The organism is Pseudomonas sp. Irchel 3H3 (assembly GCF_900187635.1).
Classification (GTDB): domain Bacteria; phylum Pseudomonadota; class Gammaproteobacteria; order Pseudomonadales; family Pseudomonadaceae; genus Aquipseudomonas.
This window is the reverse complement of record NZ_FYEC01000051.1, coordinates 1-16,087: the sequence shown is the minus strand read 5'-3', so window position 1 is coordinate 16,087 and position 16,087 is coordinate 1. Positions and strand designations below refer to the sequence as shown.

At 62.3% G+C, this 16,087-nt stretch carries 15 protein-coding genes and 3 tRNA genes; 16 read left to right on the top strand and 2 right to left on the bottom strand.

Annotated features, from left to right (window positions below):
* Nucleotides 1–459 precede the first annotated feature (459 nt).
* From truA to CKW24_RS28285, 13 genes are all read left to right on the top strand, one after another.
* A complete protein-coding gene (gene truA, locus CKW24_RS27400) occupies nucleotides 460–1,284 on the top strand; it encodes a tRNA pseudouridine(38-40) synthase TruA (RefSeq protein WP_095171995.1) in 825 nt (274 codons plus the stop codon).
* A 63-nt stretch (nucleotides 1,285–1,347) separates the two neighbouring features.
* The gene (locus CKW24_RS27395) at nucleotides 1,348–1,980 is read left to right on the top strand and encodes a phosphoribosylanthranilate isomerase (protein ID WP_095171993.1); all 633 of its coding nucleotides are present in this window, start codon (nucleotides 1,348–1,350) and stop codon (nucleotides 1,978–1,980) included.
* Nucleotides 1,981–2,252: 272 nt separating this feature from the next.
* A complete protein-coding gene (gene accD / locus CKW24_RS27390) occupies nucleotides 2,253–3,173 on the top strand; it encodes an acetyl-CoA carboxylase, carboxyltransferase subunit beta (protein ID WP_095171991.1) in 921 nt (306 codons plus the stop codon).
* Nucleotides 3,170–4,477: a bifunctional tetrahydrofolate synthase/dihydrofolate synthase gene (gene folC / locus CKW24_RS27385; protein ID WP_095171989.1), complete on the top strand. Its 1,308-nt coding sequence runs from the start codon at nucleotides 3,170–3,172 to the stop codon at nucleotides 4,475–4,477. The genes accD and folC overlap by 4 nt, the downstream gene beginning before the upstream one ends.
* Nucleotides 4,461–5,114: an SPOR domain-containing protein gene (locus tag CKW24_RS27380; RefSeq protein WP_095171987.1), complete on the top strand. Its 654-nt coding sequence runs from the start codon at nucleotides 4,461–4,463 to the stop codon at nucleotides 5,112–5,114. Before folC ends, CKW24_RS27380 begins: the two co-directional genes overlap by 17 nt.
* A gap of 98 nt (nucleotides 5,115–5,212) precedes the next feature.
* A complete protein-coding gene (locus tag CKW24_RS27375) occupies nucleotides 5,213–5,773 on the top strand; it encodes a CvpA family protein (protein WP_095171985.1) in 561 nt (186 codons plus the stop codon).
* 41 nt (nucleotides 5,774–5,814) lie between these two features.
* Nucleotides 5,815–7,320 carry an amidophosphoribosyltransferase gene (gene purF, locus CKW24_RS27370; protein WP_095171983.1) on the top strand — a complete coding sequence of 502 codons (1,506 nt, stop codon included), beginning with the start codon at nucleotides 5,815–5,817 and terminating at the stop codon, nucleotides 7,318–7,320.
* Nucleotides 7,321–7,398: 78 nt separating this feature from the next.
* Entirely contained in the window at nucleotides 7,399–8,610 is a 1,212-nt protein-coding gene (locus tag CKW24_RS27365) for an O-succinylhomoserine sulfhydrylase (RefSeq protein ID WP_095171981.1), read from the top strand.
* A complete protein-coding gene (locus CKW24_RS27360) occupies nucleotides 8,610–9,383 on the top strand; it encodes an SDR family oxidoreductase (RefSeq protein WP_371917614.1) in 774 nt (257 codons plus the stop codon). The genes CKW24_RS27365 and CKW24_RS27360 overlap by 1 nt, the downstream gene beginning before the upstream one ends.
* 168 nt (nucleotides 9,384–9,551) lie before the next feature.
* Nucleotides 9,552–9,627, top strand: a tRNA-Val gene (locus CKW24_RS27355).
* 54 nt (nucleotides 9,628–9,681) lie between these two features.
* Nucleotides 9,682–9,758: transfer RNA gene (locus CKW24_RS27350), tRNA-Asp, on the top strand.
* 93 nt (nucleotides 9,759–9,851) lie between these two features.
* Nucleotides 9,852–9,928 (top strand) — tRNA-Asp (locus CKW24_RS27345).
* 273 nt (nucleotides 9,929–10,201) lie between these two features.
* The gene (locus CKW24_RS28285; RefSeq protein WP_174244586.1) at nucleotides 10,202–10,363 is read left to right on the top strand and encodes a hypothetical protein; all 162 of its coding nucleotides are present in this window, start codon (nucleotides 10,202–10,204) and stop codon (nucleotides 10,361–10,363) included.
* 15 nt (nucleotides 10,364–10,378) lie between these two features.
* Here the strand turns inward: CKW24_RS28285 and CKW24_RS27340 are convergent, their stop codons facing one another.
* On the bottom strand, nucleotides 10,379–11,404 hold the full coding sequence (locus CKW24_RS27340; protein WP_095171978.1) for an AraC family transcriptional regulator ligand-binding domain-containing protein: 1,026 nt from the start codon (nucleotides 11,402–11,404) through the stop codon (nucleotides 10,379–10,381).
* Nucleotides 11,405–11,475: 71 nt separating this feature from the next.
* Between CKW24_RS27340 and CKW24_RS27335 the strand changes: the two genes are divergently transcribed.
* The gene (locus CKW24_RS27335) at nucleotides 11,476–12,390 is read left to right on the top strand and encodes a LysR family transcriptional regulator (protein WP_095171976.1); all 915 of its coding nucleotides are present in this window, start codon (nucleotides 11,476–11,478) and stop codon (nucleotides 12,388–12,390) included.
* 9 nt (nucleotides 12,391–12,399) lie between these two features.
* Here CKW24_RS27335 and CKW24_RS27330 read toward each other — a convergent pair whose 3' ends face one another.
* Nucleotides 12,400–13,350 carry a transporter gene (locus CKW24_RS27330; protein WP_095171974.1) on the bottom strand — a complete coding sequence of 317 codons (951 nt, stop codon included), beginning with the start codon at nucleotides 13,348–13,350 and terminating at the stop codon, nucleotides 12,400–12,402.
* Between the two features lie 259 nt (nucleotides 13,351–13,609).
* On the opposite strand from CKW24_RS27330, the gene CKW24_RS27325 reads away from it, so the two are divergent.
* Nucleotides 13,610–14,647 (top strand): AraC family transcriptional regulator, encoded by a 1,038-nt coding sequence (locus tag CKW24_RS27325; RefSeq protein ID WP_095171973.1) that lies wholly within the window; start codon nucleotides 13,610–13,612, stop codon nucleotides 14,645–14,647.
* 63 nt (nucleotides 14,648–14,710) lie between these two features.
* Nucleotides 14,711–15,598, top strand: coding sequence for a Dyp-type peroxidase (locus tag CKW24_RS27320; protein WP_095171971.1), 888 nt, complete (start codon nucleotides 14,711–14,713; stop codon nucleotides 15,596–15,598).
* The last annotated feature ends 489 nt before the right edge of the window (nucleotides 15,599–16,087 follow it).

Below are 16,087 nucleotides of genomic sequence, written 5' to 3'. Positions count from 1 at the left end.
GTAAACCGGCAGGACGCCGGTTTAGCCGCACTGGGCCAGGGATGGCCCATTGCGGCGGCCCCCCAAATCAATGTCGGAGTACGGGTATGCCGAGCCTAAGCGAGGCACCGAGTGGTGGGGTAAGAGCGTTTTGCTTACTTTTGCGCTGTTCAAAAGTGAGCCGCCGTCAGGCGGAACCATAGGAGGCCGTTACCGAAGAAATGGATATGTACTCGGACCAGGATCCAACATCCTGGTCGGCCCAGAGGTCATCCATCCAGCATCAATGGCGCCTGACCCACCACCATCCCGCGCAAGTGGCGCTCCGCCCGGCCAGGCCCCACAGATTCACTGTGAGCAGGCGCAAAACAAAAAACAGCGCGAACATGGCATCCCCGGCGCACACCCTTATAATGCCCGCCTTAGCGTAAATCAGCAGGCTGTCACCCCTTGGCAAATATAGATAACCCGGCCGCCGAAATGGCGGCCGACGGCTTTTTCCGGATCGCGTTGGGCGTCGAATACAAAGGCTCGCGCTACCGCGGCTGGCAGCGCCAGGCCTCCGGCGTGGCCACCGTGCAACAAGCCCTCGAGACGGCCTTGTCGAAAGTCGCCGATTCGCCAGTGTCCCTGCATTGCGCGGGGCGCACCGATGCCGGTGTGCACGCCTGTGGCCAGGTGGTGCATTTCGACACCCAGGTGGAGCGTTCGCTGAAGGCCTGGGTCATGGGCGCCAACATCAACTTGCCCCACGACATCAGCGTCAGTTGGGCCAAGGTCATGCCGGCGGATTTCCATGCGCGCTTCAAGGCCATTGCCCGGCGTTATCGTTATGTCATCTACAACGACCAGATCCGCCCGGCCCACCTCAACGAGGAAGTGACCTGGAACCATCGGCCGCTGGATGAACAACGCATGGCCGAAGCTGCGCAGCATTTGCTCGGCACGCACGATTTCAGCGCCTTTCGCGCGGGGCAGTGCCAGGCCAAGTCGCCGATCAAGCAGATCCATCACCTGCGCGTGACCCGGCACGGCAAAATGATCGTGCTGGACATTCGCGCCAGTGCCTTCCTGCATCACATGGTGCGTAACATTGCCGGGGTGCTGATGACCATCGGTACCGGCGAGCGTCCGGTGGAGTGGGCCAAGGAGGTGCTGGAGAGCCGGATCCGCCGCACGGGCGGGGTCACGGCCCATCCCTTCGGGCTGTACCTGGTGCAGGTCGAGTACCGTGATGAATTCCCGCTGCCAGAGCGTTACATCGGGCCGCATTTCCTCACCGGCTTCTCGGAACTTGACGGCTGACGCCCGCCAATGCATTTGCTACCATCCGGGACTTTCCCGGATTTGCCCTGAGGTTCCCCCGATATGCCAGCCGTTCGCAGCAAAATTTGTGGGATTACCCGCATTGAAGACGCGCTGGCGGCGATCGAGGCCGGGGCCGATGCCATCGGGTTGGTGTTCTACGCCAAGAGCCCGCGGGCGGTCACGGTCCAGCAGGCGCGGGCAATTATCGCCGCGCTGCCGCCGTTCGTGACCACCGTGGGTTTGTTCGTCAACGCCAGTCGCTGCGAGCTCGGCGAGATCCTCGATGCCGTGCCGTTGGACCTGTTGCAGTTCCATGGTGATGAAACCCTGGCCGATTGCGAAGGCTGGCACCGGCCCTATATCAAGGCTCTGCGGGTCAAGGCCGGGGACGATATCGCCGCTGCCTGTGATGCCTACCCGAGTGCCAGTGGGATCTTGCTCGATACCTATGTCGAAGGAGTGCCCGGTGGAACCGGCGAGGCCTTCGACTGGTCATTGATACCGCCGGGTTTGCGCAAGCCGATTATCCTGGCCGGCGGCCTGACCCCGGACAACGTGGCGCAGGCCATTGCCCGGGTCCGGCCGTACGCGGTGGATGTCAGTGGTGGGGTAGAGCAGGGCAAGGGCATCAAGGATCACGCAAGGATTCACGCATTTATGCAGGCCGTACGCAGCAGTACCGCGACGATGTGACGGCTGGCAGTCTGCCGCCGTCCACTGCATGGTACAAAACATGCGCTGCACACAGCAGGCAGGCGTCGCCTTCGGGCGGGCCAGAACCGAAGTGGCAACCCCAAGCGCGGGTTGTCTGGATGGCTGAGGATGGAGTGCGTTGCAGGCAGGTCACGGCCTAGTGCTGACCGCCGTAGCGTACCGATCATCGCCGCACACATGAATTTAGCTCAAGGGCATACACGGGGCTGCGAACCAGAGCGTTCGGGCCGCCGGTACTGGAGAAAGAAAGCATGAGCAACTGGTTAGTAGACAAACTGATCCCTTCGATCATGCGTTCCGAGGTGAAAAAAAGCTCGGTGCCTGAAGGTCTGTGGCACAAGTGCCCATCCTGCGAGGCGGTGCTGTACCGTCCGGAACTGGAAAAGACCCTGGATGTTTGCCCCAAGTGCAATCACCACATGCGTATTGGCGCCCGTGCACGGATCGACATCTTCCTCGACGCTGAAGGCCGTGCCGAATTGGGCGCCGAGCTGGAGCCGGTTGACCGTCTGAAATTCCGCGACGGCAAGAAGTACAAGGACCGCCTGACTGCTGCCCAGAAGCAGACCGGTGAAAAAGACGCCCTGATCTCCATGAGCGGTACCCTGTTGGGCATGCCGGTGGTGGTGTCGGCGTTCGAATTCTCCTTCATGGGCGGTTCCATGGGCGCGATCGTCGGCGAGCGCTTCGTGCGTGCGGCCAACTATGCGCTGGAGCACCGTTGCCCGATGATCTGCTTCGCCGCTTCCGGTGGCGCGCGGATGCAGGAAGCCCTGATCTCGTTGATGCAAATGGCCAAGACCTCGGCGGTCCTGGCGCGTCTGCGTGAAGAAGGCATTCCGTTCATCTCGGTACTGACCGACCCGGTCTACGGCGGCGTTTCCGCCAGCCTGGCGATGCTGGGCGACGTGATCGTCGGCGAACCCAAGGCCCTGATCGGCTTCGCCGGTCCGCGCGTGATCGAGCAGACCGTACGTGAAAAACTGCCAGAAGGCTTCCAGCGCAGCGAGTTCCTGCTGGAGCACGGCGCCATCGATATGATCATTGCCCGTTCCGAGCTGCGTCCACGCCTGGGTAACCTGCTGGCGCAACTGATGGGACTGCCGACGCCTGAGTTCGTCGCCGCACCTATCGAGCCAATCGTGGTTCCGCCGGTGCCTGCCAACCTATGACCCAACGTACCCTTGGCGAATGGCTCGCCTACCTTGAGCAGTTGCATCCGTCCGCCATCGACATGGGGCTTGCGCGCTCGCAAGAGGTAGCGTCCCGGATGGGGCTGGGCAAGCCGGCGCCTCGGGTGATCACGGTCACCGGCACCAACGGCAAGGGTTCTACCTGTGCGTTCGTGGCTTCCTTGCTGCGCGCGCAGGGCCTGAAGGTGGGTGTCTACAATTCTCCGCATCTGCTGCATTACAACGAGCGGGTGCAGGTCAATGGCGTGTTGGCCACTGACGAACAGCTGTGCGAGGCCTTCACTGCGGTGGAGGCGGGCCGTGGCGAAATCTCCCTGACCTACTTCGAAATGGGCACCCTGGCGGCGTTCTGGCTGTTCCAGCGCGCAGGTCTGGATGCGGTGGTTCTGGAAGTTGGTCTTGGCGGGCGCCTGGACACGGTCAACCTGGTGGATGCAGATATCGCGCTGGTCACCAGTATCGGTGTCGATCATGCCGACTACCTGGGCAATACCCGGGAATCGGTGGCCTTCGAGAAGGCCGGGATTTTCCGCCACGGCGCTCCGGCGCTGTGTGGCGACCTCAATCCACCACAACCCCTGCTGGACAAGGCGCGCGAGCTGGCCTGCCCATTTTTCCTGCGGGGTCGGGATTTTGACCTGGGCCTGACGGACCAGCACTGGCAGTGGCGCGGTGTCGACGGCCAGGGGCGTACGCTTGAGCTGCGGGATCTGCCATTGCTCGACCTGCCGATGGAAAACGCGGCACTGGCGCTGCAGGCCTACGCCTTGCTGGACTTGCCTTGGATGCCTGAGCAGATTGCCGCGGCATTGCAGGCGACTCGCGTGGTCGGGCGCCTGGATCGGCGTCAGTTCAACTGGCAGGGCAAGCGCCTGAACCTGATGCTGGACGTCGGGCACAATCCGCACGCGGCCGAGTACCTGGCGCAGCGCCTGGCCCGGCGGCCGGTGGTGGGTCGGCGCCTGGCGGTCTTCGGATTGCTGGCCGACAAGGATCTTGATGGAGTTGTCGGTGAATTGAGTGCTAGTGTCCAGCACTGGGCTGTCGCCCCGCTGGATTCTGCGCGCGCCCGCCCGGTTGCGGATATACAGGCCGCGTTGCAGAACCTTGGCGCGTCCGTGACCTCCTATGCAAGTGTGGCCGAAGCCCTGGAGGGGCAGAGCGCGCAGGCAACGGCAGACGACGAGATTCTGCTGTTCGGATCATTTTATTGTGTCGCCGAGGCCCTTGAATGGCTCGCTCGGCACTCCACGGAGGAAGCTGCAGATGGCTTTGCTGGATAACGCGTACAAGCAGCGGATGGTCGGTGCACTGGTGCTGGTGGCCCTGGCGGTGATTTTCCTGCCGATGATGTTCTCCCGTGAGGATGAACAGCGCCAGGTGGTGGTCCAGGCTCCGGCCGCACCACAGGCGCCGGTCATGCCTCAGGTCCAGGTCGAGCCGGTGGTGGTTCCCGAGCCACAAGCGCTGCCGCAGGAACCTGTGCCCAGCGATGCCGAAATTGCCATGGAGCAGGCACCGGCCGCGAGCACGCCGACTGTCGCCCCGAGCGCACCGATCGTCGCGGCGCCGGTGGTGGCCAAGCCAGTTACTCCGCCGCCAGCACCCAAGCCAGTACCTACTCCGGCTGCGCCCGCCAGCAAACCTGACACCACCCAGAGTCGGGTCGATGCCAATGGCCTGTCGGTCAGTTGGTCGGTGCAACTGGCCAGCCTGGCCAATCGTGAAAGCGCCGAAAGCCTGCAGAAAACCCTGCGTAGCCAGGGCTACAACGCCTATATCCGCACCGCGGATGGCAAGAATCGGGTGTTCGTCGGGCCGCTGATCGAGCGCGCCGAAGCCGACCGTCTGCGTGACCTGCTGAACCGCAAACAGAACCTCAAGGGTTTTGTGGTGCGTTTCCAGCCCGAGCGCGGCTGAAACGATCGTCCCTATTTGAAATGCACTGAAAATCGCAGCTTACCGATAGCCATGGGCTCTGCTAAAATGCGCCGCCTTATCCGTCTGTAGGCTGTACTGTGCCATTTACCTGGGTTGACTGGGCGATCGTTGCAATCATCGCCATCTCCGCTTTGATCAGTCTGAGCCGCGGCTTCGTAAAAGAAGCATTATCGCTGGTGACCTGGATCATCGCAGGAGCCGTTGCCTGGATGTTTGGTGGCTCATTGTCCGAGTACCTCGCCGGATACATCGAAACACCTTCGGCCCGCGTGATCGCCGGCTGCGCCATCTTGTTTGTGGCCACCCTCGTGGTGGGTGCAATGATCAATTATCTTATCGGCGAACTGGTTCGCGTCACCGGCCTCTCCGGGACCGATCGATTCCTCGGCATGGCCTTCGGTGCGGCGCGTGGCGCCTTGCTGGTGGTCACCGCAGTCGGGCTGTTGAGCCTGGGCCCGGTACAGCAGGATTCATGGTGGCAGGAGTCGCGGCTCGTGCCACAATTTCTATTGGTTGCAGACTGGTCCAAAAACCTCATATTGGGGTGGAGCAGTCAGTGGCTGGCCAGCGGTATCAGCGTACCCGCTGACATACCGTTCAAGGAGCACCTCTTGCCGACGGCGAAAACGCCGCAGTGAGTCGTGTTCAGTTCAGTTTCATTAAGTAGGGGTTGCGTCGCATGTGTGGCATCGTCGGTATCGTCGGTAAGTCGAACGTCAATCAGGCGCTGTATGACGCGCTAACCGTCCTCCAGCACCGCGGCCAGGACGCTGCCGGGATTGTGACCAGCCACGACGGCCGGTTATTTCTGCGCAAGGACAATGGTCTGGTACGTGACGTGTTTCATCAGCGTCACATGCAGCGCCTAGTCGGCCACATGGGCATTGGCCATGTGCGTTATCCGACTGCCGGTAGCTCGACCTCGGCCGAAGCTCAACCGTTTTACGTCAACTCGCCATATGGCATCACCCTGGCGCACAACGGCAACCTGACCAACGTTGAACAGTTGGCCAAGGAGATCTACGAGTCTGATCTGCGTCACGTCAATACCAACTCCGACTCGGAAGTGCTGCTCAACGTGTTCGCTCACGAACTGGCCCAGCGCGGCAAGTTGCAGCCAACCGAAGAAGACGTGTTCGCCGCTGTCACCGACGTGCACAACCGTTGCATAGGTGGCTACGCGGTCGTGGCGATGATCACCGGCTACGGTATCGTCGGCTTCCGCGACCCGCACGGCATCCGTCCGATCGTCTTCGGCCAGCGTCACACCGACGAAGGCGTCGAGTACATGATCGCCTCCGAGAGCGTGTCCTTGGACGTGCTGGGCTTTACCCTGATCCGCGACCTGGCGCCGGGCGAAGCGGTCTACATCACGGAAGAGGGCAAGCTGCACACCCGTCAGTGCGCGACCAACCCGTCCCTGACCCCGTGCATCTTCGAGCACGTGTACCTGGCGCGTCCGGACTCGATCATCGACGGCGTGTCGGTGTACAAGGCTCGCCTGCGCATGGGTGAGAAGCTGGCCGAGAAGATCCTGCGCGAGCGTCCCGAGCACGACATCGACGTGGTCATCCCGATTCCGGACACCAGCCGCACCGCGGCCCTGGAGCTGGCGAACCACCTGGGCGTGAAGTTCCGCGAAGGTTTCGTGAAAAACCGCTACATCGGCCGGACCTTCATCATGCCCGGCCAGGCAGCGCGGAAAAAATCCGTACGCCAGAAGCTCAACGCCATCGAGCTGGAGTTCCGCGGCAAGAACGTGATGCTGGTGGACGACTCGATCGTGCGCGGCACCACCTGCAAGCAGATCATCCAGATGGCCCGTGAAGCTGGCGCCAAGAACGTCTACTTCTGCTCCGCGGCACCGGCCGTGCGTTACCCGAACGTCTACGGCATCGACATGCCAAGCGCTCACGAACTGATCGCGCACAATCGTTCGACCCAGGACGTGGCCGACCTGATCGGTGCTGACTGGCTGATCTATCAGGACCTGCCTGACTTGATCGAAGCGGTCGGCGGCGGCAAGATCAAGATCGAAAAGTTCGATTGCGCGGTGTTCGACGGCAAGTACGTCACCGGCGACGTCGACGAGGCTTACCTGAACAAGATCGAGCAGGCGCGTAACGACGCCTCCAAGGTCAAGACCCAGGCAGTCAGTGCGATCATCGATCTGTACAACAACTGAGTTTCTACCGGCCCTGAGGGGCCGGTTTTGTATCTACTACAGGCTCTTCATGACAAGAGCAGGGCAAGGAGTGACAGCATGAGTCAGGATTGGGATGCCGGTCGGCTGGACAGCGACCTCGATGGCGTAGCGTTCGATACCCTGGCCGTACGTGCCGGCCAGCACCGCACGCCGGAGGGCGAACACGGTGATCCGATGTTCTTCACCTCCAGCTATGTGTTCCGTACCGCGGCCGATGCTGCGGCGCGCTTTGCTGGCGAAGTGCCGGGCAACGTCTACTCGCGCTACACCAACCCCACCGTGCGGGCGTTCGAGGAGCGCATTGCCGCCCTCGAAGGCGCTGAGCAGGCGGTGGCCACGGCCACTGGCATGGCGGCAATTCTTGCGGTGGTGATGAGCCTGTGCAGTGCTGGCGACCATGTGCTGGTGTCGCGCAGTGTGTTTGGTTCGACCATCAGCCTGTTTGAGAAGTACTTCAAGCGCTTTGGCATCGAAGTCGACTACGTACCCCTGGCGGACCTGTCCGGCTGGGACGCGGCGATCAAGTCCAACACCAAGCTGCTGTTCGTCGAGTCGCCGTCCAATCCGTTGGCCGAATTGGTGGACATCAGCGCATTGTCCGAAGTCGCGCACGCCAAAGGCGCAATGCTGGTAGTCGACAACTGCTTCTGCACGCCTGCCTTGCAGCAACCGCTCAAGCTCGGCGCGGACGTCGTGGTGCACTCGGCCACCAAGTTCATCGATGGTCAGGGCCGGTGCATGGGCGGCGTGGTGGCTGGGCGCAGCGAGCAGATGAAGGAAATCGTCGGCTTCCTGCGTACAGCCGGGCCGACCCTGAGCCCGTTCAACGCCTGGATCTTCCTCAAGGGCCTGGAAACCTTGAGCCTGCGCATGAAGGCGCACTGTGCCAACGCCCAGCAACTGGCCGAATGGCTGGAGCAGCAGGACGGTATCGAGAAGGTGCATTACGCCGGCCTCAAGAGCCATCCGCAGCACGAGTTGGCCCAGCGCCAGCAGAAGGGCTTTGGCGCGGTCGTGAGCTTCGAGGTCAAGGGCGGCAAAGAAGGCGCATGGCGCTTCATCGATGCCACCCGGCTGATCTCGATCACCGCCAACCTGGGTGACAGCAAGACCACCATTACCCACCCAAGCACCACCTCCCACGGGCGCCTGGCGCCACAGGAGCGCGAGGCGGCGGGTATTCGTGACAGCCTGATCCGGATTGCCGTCGGCCTCGAAGATGTGGTCGACCTGCAAGCGGATCTGGCGCGCGGGCTGGCTGCCTTGTGATCGAGATCGCAACGCTTGCCAGCGGCAGCAATGGCCGGGTTGCTTTGGTCACAGGTGCTGCCCGCGGCATCGGTCTGGGGATTGCCGCCTGGTTGATCAGCGAAGGCTGGCAGGTGGTGCTGACCGATCTCGACCGTGAGCGTGGTTCCAAGGTTGCCAAGGCGTTGGGTGAGCATGCCTGGTTCATCACCATGGACGTTGCCGATGAGCAGCAAGTGACCCAGGGCGTTGCCGAAGTACTGGGGCAGTTTGGGCGCCTGGATGCGCTGGTGTGCAACGCGGCGGTTGCCGACCCGCGCAATATCACCCTGGAAAGCCTCGACCTGGCCTACTGGAATCGGGTGTTGGCGGTCAACCTCAGTGGGCCCATGTTGTTGGCCAAGCACTGTGCGCCGTATCTGCGGGCCCACAACGGTGCCATCGTCAACCTGGCCTCGACCCGGGCCGGGCAGTCGGAACCTGACACCGAGGCCTACGCGGCGAGCAAGGGCGGCTTGCTGGCCTTGACCCACGCCCTGGCCATCAGCCTTGGCCCGGAAGTCCGGGTCAATGCGGTCAGCCCTGGCTGGATCGATGCCCGCGACCCGTCGGCGCGACGTGCCGAACCATTGAGTGATGCCGATCATGCCCAGCATCCGGCGGGCAGGGTAGGTACGGTCGAAGATGTTGCGGCGATGGTAGCGTGGCTGCTGTCGCGCAATGCCGGGTTTGTCACCGGCCAGGAGTTCGTGGTCGACGGCGGCATGACCAAGAAGATGATCTACCAGCAGTGAAGGGCAGCGACAAGTAAAAGCCGGTCGCAGGCGTCACTGCCTGCGCACCACTGCTTTGACTTGGAGCGTGTCGCTTGTGGCTTTCAGCTGTTTTTGAAAAAAACTTCAATCAGGGTATTGACTTAGCTTCGGTATCTGCGTAAATTTCGCGGCCTCGGAGAAGCAAACGGGTGATTAGCTCAGCTGGGAGAGCGTCTGCCTTACAAGCAGAATGTCGGCGGTTCGATCCCGTCATCACCCACCACTTCTTGAGAGTCTTGCGAAAGCAAGATGGAAGCTGAAAAGCCTCCACCGACGCGCAGCGGTAGTTCAGTCGGTTAGAATACCGGCCTGTCACGCCGGGGGTCGCGGGTTCGAGTCCCGTCCGCTGCGCCATATTTTCCAGATCGGGTTTACCCGGTTTGAGATTGCAAAGCCTCGAAGCTTTACAGTCAGACGAATTAACTGGACGCAAGTCCACAGCGATACGCAGCGGTAGTTCAGTCGGTTAGAATACCGGCCTGTCACGCCGGGGGTCGCGGGTTCGAGTCCCGTCCGCTGCGCCATATCTGCTCCAGGGCCCACTGAACGCCTTGGTGCTACGAAGCAAAACATTGGTCATGCCGATGTCTGTTTCGAGTCGATAGCAAAGACCCTGGTCGAAAGACCGGGGTTTTTTGTTTCTGCGATTCACAAAAAACCTGCGCGGCTCACGCTTCGCAGGTTTTTTGCTTTTCGCCTGGCGCGACAGACGCGCAAGCCAGCGTTGCCCTCAATATAGCGAAGCCGTGGCTTTGTTCTATCCTGAAATTTGAAACCCATCTCAGGAGGAGAGTGCCATGGCCGCTGACAAACAACACGATCAATACCGCGATAACGACGACGAAGAAGATCAGGACGAAGCCAGCCCTGAAGAGAACCCGCCACCACAGACCTGGAAACACCCCGATGACGGCAAAAGCCTCTCGGACCTGGACCAGGAATGGCCGTTGAAACCCTGACCCTGCCCGTACCGGTCATGCCTGGTGGCGTGATCGGTACGACCCCGGTGCGCATTCGAACCAGCGCAGGCAAGCGCGGTTGAAACTTTGCACATCGCTGTAGCCGAGCTGGTCGGAAATCTCCACCAGCTCCAACGGCGAGTGTTGCAGCAGGTCTTCGGCGCGATAGCGGCGGTACTCGTCCAGCAACTCGGAAAAACTCCAGCCCAGGGCTTTCAGGCGCCGGGCGGCGGTGCGTTCGAGCAGGTGCTGGGAGGTGCAGAAGTCTTGCCAGTGGGCGCCGGGCAAGTCGCGGATCAGGTGGTCGCTGACCAGTTCGAGCAAGGTCGGCTCGCTGTTGCGCCGAGTCTGCTCCAGCAGTTCGACCAGTGTCTCCTCCAGTTGATGATTGCCCGGGGTCAGCGCCTGCACGAATACCTGGGGTTCGAGGTGGATCACGTTGTGTGCCTGGCGCCACTGCACCGGAGCACGGAAGGCCTGCTCGTGAGCCGAGGGGCTGGCTGGGGCCGAGTGCACCAGGCCCACCCCCAGGATCGGGTCTTGCCCCAGCCCGCTGGCCAGCACCTTGCGGCGCAGCATGCTGCAGATGCTGATGAGGATGTAGTCAGTCATCGCGGCGGTGGCGCGCAGGCTGCCGCAGTCCAGTAAGTGCAGTTGCACCGAGTCTTCGCTGCGCACCACCCGGGCCTGGAAATGGCCGTTGAAAAACGGGAAGAAACGCACGAAGTAGGCGCAGGCGCTGTCCAGCGATGCGGCCACATCAAACAGGTAGGTCAGGCCGTTGGTCGAGGTGGACACGAAGCGCCGCCCGGCCGCCAGCCCCAGCAGCGGGTCGGCGGTCGTGGCCTGGGCAAAGGCCCAGAAGCGCCGGGACAGAAACAGCGGGATCCGCGTAAACGGGGTGCGCAGTTCAAACAGCGTACGGCGAAACAAGGCCTCGATCTGTTCGCGCGCCACTCCCCGGGCCAGCAGTTCTTCGATGGCCGGCAGCAGGCTGGGGGCGTAGAACGCGTTGGCTGTCGGCTGATCGCTTTTTGTCATTTAGGGCTCACAGCATGTTCCGGTTCACTGGTTAGGCTGCCCGACGTTAAGCGATTTGCCGGAGCAAGACCATGCTTGATTTACGCCAGCTCGACCTCAACCTGCTGCTCGCCTTCGATGCCATCTACCAGCAACGCAGCGTCACCCGCGCTGCCGAAGTCATGAGCCTGTCGCAACCGGCGATGAGCAACGCGCTGCGCCGCCTGCGTGATCTGTGTGGCGACCCGCTGTTCATCAAGAGCCGCCTGGGGGTGACGCCGACCCTGGTGGCGCACCGCCTGGCCGATTACGTGCGCGCCGCGCTGGAGTGCCTGCGCGATGGCTTGCGGATGATCCCGGCCGCGCGGCAAAGCGATCCGCTGCTGCGCATCAGTTGCCTGGACTGCCTGCAGCCGGTGTTGCTCGAAGCCTTGCTCCAGGCCCCGCATGCCGATTGGCAGGTGCGGTATTTCCAGCCGCGACGCCGGGACGCCCTGCAGGAACTGGCAGCGGGCAAACTGGACATCCTGATCGATCTCGACCAACCCCTGGCGGGCCTGGCCGGCTTGCACAAGCAGGTGCTGCCGGTCGATCACTATGTGTTCGCCTATGGCGAGGCGCTGCGAGAGCCGCCGCGCACCCTGCAGGCTTACCTGGCGCAACCGCAGATCCAGGTCTCCAGCCGGCGCGACGGGCTGAGCCCGGTGGATCTGCACCTGGGCCTGAAAAGCCTGCGGCGCAACATCGCCGTAAGCACCCAGAGCACCCTGGCGGCGAAGTTGATCGCCGACCGCCAGCCGTTCGGCCTGAGCCTGCCGAGCCGGGTCGCCACGGCCCTGGGTATGCAGCAGGCGCCGTTGCCCCTGGACGAACCGGTAGCGTTGCAATTGGCGCTGTACATCGAGTCGCGATATCGCTTCGAGCGCAGCCGGGAGGAGGCGATGCACTGCCTGCTCAACGCCCTGGGCGCACCTCGCGCTCCGCTGGCCGTGGCACGCCGGGCGTGAGGAGAGTTGTCAGAACGCGTAGGGAATGGTGACTTTGGCCCACAGCATCTGGCCTTCTGGACGGTTTTCCACGTCGAATTCCTTGGCCCAGCGCAACTCGGCGCTCGCGTACTTGAGAAAAGTCAGATACATCGCCGGACCAATGGCGAACACCTCGCCACGCACCCCGTCGTTGACGTCCTGGCCGTTGAACTGCACGGTCTTGCCGTATTGTTTATCGTCGGTGGTCTGCTTGAGGTAATAACCGTTGAGGCCGAGGTTGAGGTTGTCGGTCACTTTGTAGCTGGCGGAATAGTCGAAGTGGAAAATCTGCCCTGAGCGGTAATCGGTGTCGTGGTTCTCTTCGTTGAAGCTGTAGGTAGTCTTGAGTGACAGCTCGGTCCGCTCGGTCGGCAACCAGGTGAAGGAAAACAGCGGTTTGTAGGTGTAGAAGTTGTTACTGGTGTTGGCCAGTCGCGTGGCGTCGTATTCGCCGGTAGGAATGGTGATCTCCAGTGCCGCACCCAAGGTCAGGTTTTTCCCCATGTCCCACAAAATGATCGGGGCCACGGTGGTGTCGCCCATACTTTCGCGGTCATCCTCCAGGCCGAAGGCCTGCACGCGCTGCTTGATCCAGGGCTGGGCTGCGTAGAAACCCAGGCGGCCACCGGCGATCCGCAGCGGGGTCAAGTAGTCCAGGCGCGGAATCACCGCTTCGGAGGTGATCTCGACGCCCGGCACCTTGCCACCCAGGGAGCTGATATTGAGCTTCCTGGCCTTGTAGAAGTTGTAGTAGAGGTTGAACGCAACCATGTTGTCCGGAAGGCCGTTGACGTCCAATGGCAGCATGAAGAAGCCATCGGTGCCCGGGCCGATGTTGTCGACACCGGATTCGGTGGCCTGTGCCGACAGGCAGACACTCGACAGCAGGGCCAGGCTTATCGCCAGGCGCAGGGGAGGGGAGACACGGGTCGGATTCATTTTTTTAACTCTTATTATTGTCTGGGGGCGCATCGCCGGCCTTGATGCTGGCCGCAACATAGAAATAAGCCCTCAGCGCCCGACAGGGCAGGGTATTGGCGGACACAGAGGGGACTTCTGCGGCCAGCCTGTGGCCTGCCGTGGCGCCTGGCCGGCGAGGTTGGTTGCGGGTTGGCGGTCAGGCGGCCAGGCGTGCTAACGTTCTGCGACATAATCGGTTACAAAAATAACAACTGAACCTGACCGGAAGCCAGTCGCCATGCCCATCAAAGTCATCGATCCCCACTACGAAATGGCGCTGGTGTCACCGTTCCTGCTGCAGACCCTGGCCGAAGTGGCCAGTGCCAACGGCATCGACCCCCACAGCCTGTGCCGTGGCCTGGGGTTTTCCCTCGACGACCTGCAAGACCCGGCACAACGTATTTCCTACCGCCAGGCCGTGGCGATGATCCAGCGCGCACTCAAGGTCATCCCCAACCAGGGGCTCGGGCTGTGGGTGGGCAACCAGAACGTGCTGGGCACCCTGGGGTTGCTGGGGCATGTGTTGTCGCTGTGCAAGACCCTGCGTGACGCATTCGAGCTGGGTATGCGCCACCAGCACACCTCGGGCGGGATCGTGGTCTCCAGCGTCCGCGAAGTGGCCACCCAGGTGTTTGTCGACGCCGAGTGTCGCCTGCCGTTCGCCGACGTGCAGATGTTCGCCGTGGAAGAGTTCTTTGCCAGCCTGCTGGTCTACGGCCGAGCGCTGGTGGGTGCCGATTTCAGCTGTGTGCGGGTGGAGTTCGTCCACGCAGCCCCCGACTATCTGGCCGAATATCACCGCCTGCTGGGCACGGATGTGCGCTTTGGCTGCCTGCACAACCGCCTGGTGCTGGAAGCCCGCTGGCTCGACGTGCGCCTGCCCAACCACCATTCCCTGGCGCTGCGCCAGGCGGTCAAGCTGCTGGAGCTGGAAGGGGCCGAGGTGCACCAGAAGCTCGACCTGATTCAAGCAGTGGAGCGGGCCATCTCCCGCGACCTGACCCAGGGCAGCCACATCGAGAAAATTGCTGGCGACCTGAACATGAGCGGCCGCACCCTGCGCCGTCGCCTGACCGAACATGCCCTGACCTTCGAGGCCCTGCTGGAGCAAGTACGCCAGGCGCGCACCATGAGCCTGTTGGCCAACCCCGAGATGTCCATCGAGCGCATCACCGAAGAAGTCGGCTACAGCGATGTGCGCAGTTTCCGGCGTGCCTTCAAGCGCTGGACCGGGCAGAGCCCGAGTGCGTACCGGGGTGAGGCGCAGGCACAATAACCCTTGCCCTCACACAAACCCCCGCGTGGCGGGTAGAATTCCTGCCTTTCTAAAGGAGTTCTCATGAGTTACTACCAGCCGGGCATCCTCGCCACCCCCGTCCCGCCTCAGGCGCGGCATCTGTTTTTTGCGCTGCAGGCCGTTGAGGCATTGCCGGCGGCGCTCGACCAACTGATGCAGTGGGTTGACGGGAAGACGGCGGTGGTTGGGTTTGGCAAGTCGCTGGTCAACGCCCTGGAGGCCAAAGTGCCTGGGCTGCGGCCGTTCCCGGCGATGATCGGCGTGGGCGTCGACAACCCGTCGACCCAGCACGCGCTGTGGCTCTGGCTGCACGGTGAAGACCGCGGCGAACTGCTCAACCGCAGCCGCGCCATCGAGGCGGCGCTGGCCCCGGCCCTGCGCCTGGTGCAGATGAACGAAACCTTCCGCCACATGACCGGCCACGACCTGACCGGCTACGAAGACGGCACCGAAAACCCCCACGATGATGCCGCCGTGGCGGCTGCACTGGTGACTGAGGGCGAGGATGGCCAGGTGGGTGGCAGTTTTGCCGCGATCCAGCAGTGGCAGCATGACCTCAGCGGCTTCAATGCATTGGCGTCCCATGAGCAGGACAACATCATGGGCCGGCGTAAAAGCGATAACGAAGAGCTCGACGACGCGCCGATTTCCGCCCACGTCAAACGCACCGCCCAGGAAAGCTTCACCCCGGAGGCGTTCATCGTCCGTCGCTCGATGCCGTGGATCGAAGGCGAGCGTGCCGGCCTGATGTTCCTGGCCTTCGGTCATTCATTCAATGCCTTCGAAGCCCAGTTGCGCCGCATGAGTGGCCTGGAAGACGGGATCGCCGATGGCCTGTACCGCATGAGCCGGCCGATCACCGGTGGTTACTACTGGTGCCCACCCCTCAAGGATGGCCGCCTCGACCTGCGTGCGCTGCATATCGGCTGACGGGCATTCACCGTCGATAGCTGCGATCTTTTGATCCTGGGTTTGTGGGTATATCCGGTGCTGCGGTTATGGCGGCTTAGGGTTCCGCCCTTACGGCGGGTCATGCAGCTGCAGGCGGGCTCGGCCTGTTGAGTGGTAAGGGCGGGCTTGCCCGCGATAGGCATAGGTATCTACACAGCTGTGGTGCGACGTTGCACCTGTGGAGAAAGAACCTGCTTGTGTACTGACCTCTGGGCCTCTGGGGTGTTGGATTAAGCGGAGTACATATCCATTTTTGCGGTAACGGCCTCCTATGGTTCCGCCTGACGGCGGCTCACTTTTGAACAGCGCAAAAGTAAGCAAAACGCTCTTGCCCCACCACTCGGTGCCTCGCTTAGGCTCGGCATGCCCGTACTCCGACATTGATTTGGGGGGCCGCCGCAATGGGCCCTCCCTGGCCCAGTGCGGCTAAACCGGCGTCCTGCCGGTTTACCCCCCAAATCAATATCG

Excerpts from the sequence above, each read along its gene's own strand:
- truA (WP_095171995.1), top strand. The coding sequence starts at position 460 with ATGGCGGCCGACGGCTTTTTCCGGATCGCGTTGGGCGTCGAATACAAA.
- CKW24_RS27395 (WP_095171993.1), top strand. The coding sequence starts at position 1,348 with ATGCCAGCCGTTCGCAGCAAAATTTGTGGGATTACCCGCATTGAAGAC.
- accD (WP_095171991.1), top strand. The coding sequence starts at position 2,253 with ATGAGCAACTGGTTAGTAGACAAACTGATCCCTTCGATCATGCGTTCC.
- folC (WP_095171989.1), top strand. The coding sequence starts at position 3,170 with ATGACCCAACGTACCCTTGGCGAATGGCTCGCCTACCTTGAGCAGTTG.
- CKW24_RS27380 (WP_095171987.1), top strand. The coding sequence starts at position 4,461 with ATGGCTTTGCTGGATAACGCGTACAAGCAGCGGATGGTCGGTGCACTG.
- purF (WP_095171983.1), top strand. The coding sequence starts at position 5,815 with ATGTGTGGCATCGTCGGTATCGTCGGTAAGTCGAACGTCAATCAGGCG.
- CKW24_RS27365 (WP_095171981.1), top strand. The coding sequence starts at position 7,399 with ATGAGTCAGGATTGGGATGCCGGTCGGCTGGACAGCGACCTCGATGGC.
- CKW24_RS28285 (WP_174244586.1), top strand. The coding sequence starts at position 10,202 with ATGGCCGCTGACAAACAACACGATCAATACCGCGATAACGACGACGAA.
- CKW24_RS27340 (WP_095171978.1), bottom strand. The coding sequence starts at position 11,404 with ATGACAAAAAGCGATCAGCCGACAGCCAACGCGTTCTACGCCCCCAGC.
- CKW24_RS27335 (WP_095171976.1), top strand. The coding sequence starts at position 11,476 with ATGCTTGATTTACGCCAGCTCGACCTCAACCTGCTGCTCGCCTTCGAT.
- CKW24_RS27330 (WP_095171974.1), bottom strand. The coding sequence starts at position 13,350 with ATGAATCCGACCCGTGTCTCCCCTCCCCTGCGCCTGGCGATAAGCCTG.
- CKW24_RS27325 (WP_095171973.1), top strand. The coding sequence starts at position 13,610 with ATGCCCATCAAAGTCATCGATCCCCACTACGAAATGGCGCTGGTGTCA.
- CKW24_RS27320 (WP_095171971.1), top strand. The coding sequence starts at position 14,711 with ATGAGTTACTACCAGCCGGGCATCCTCGCCACCCCCGTCCCGCCTCAG.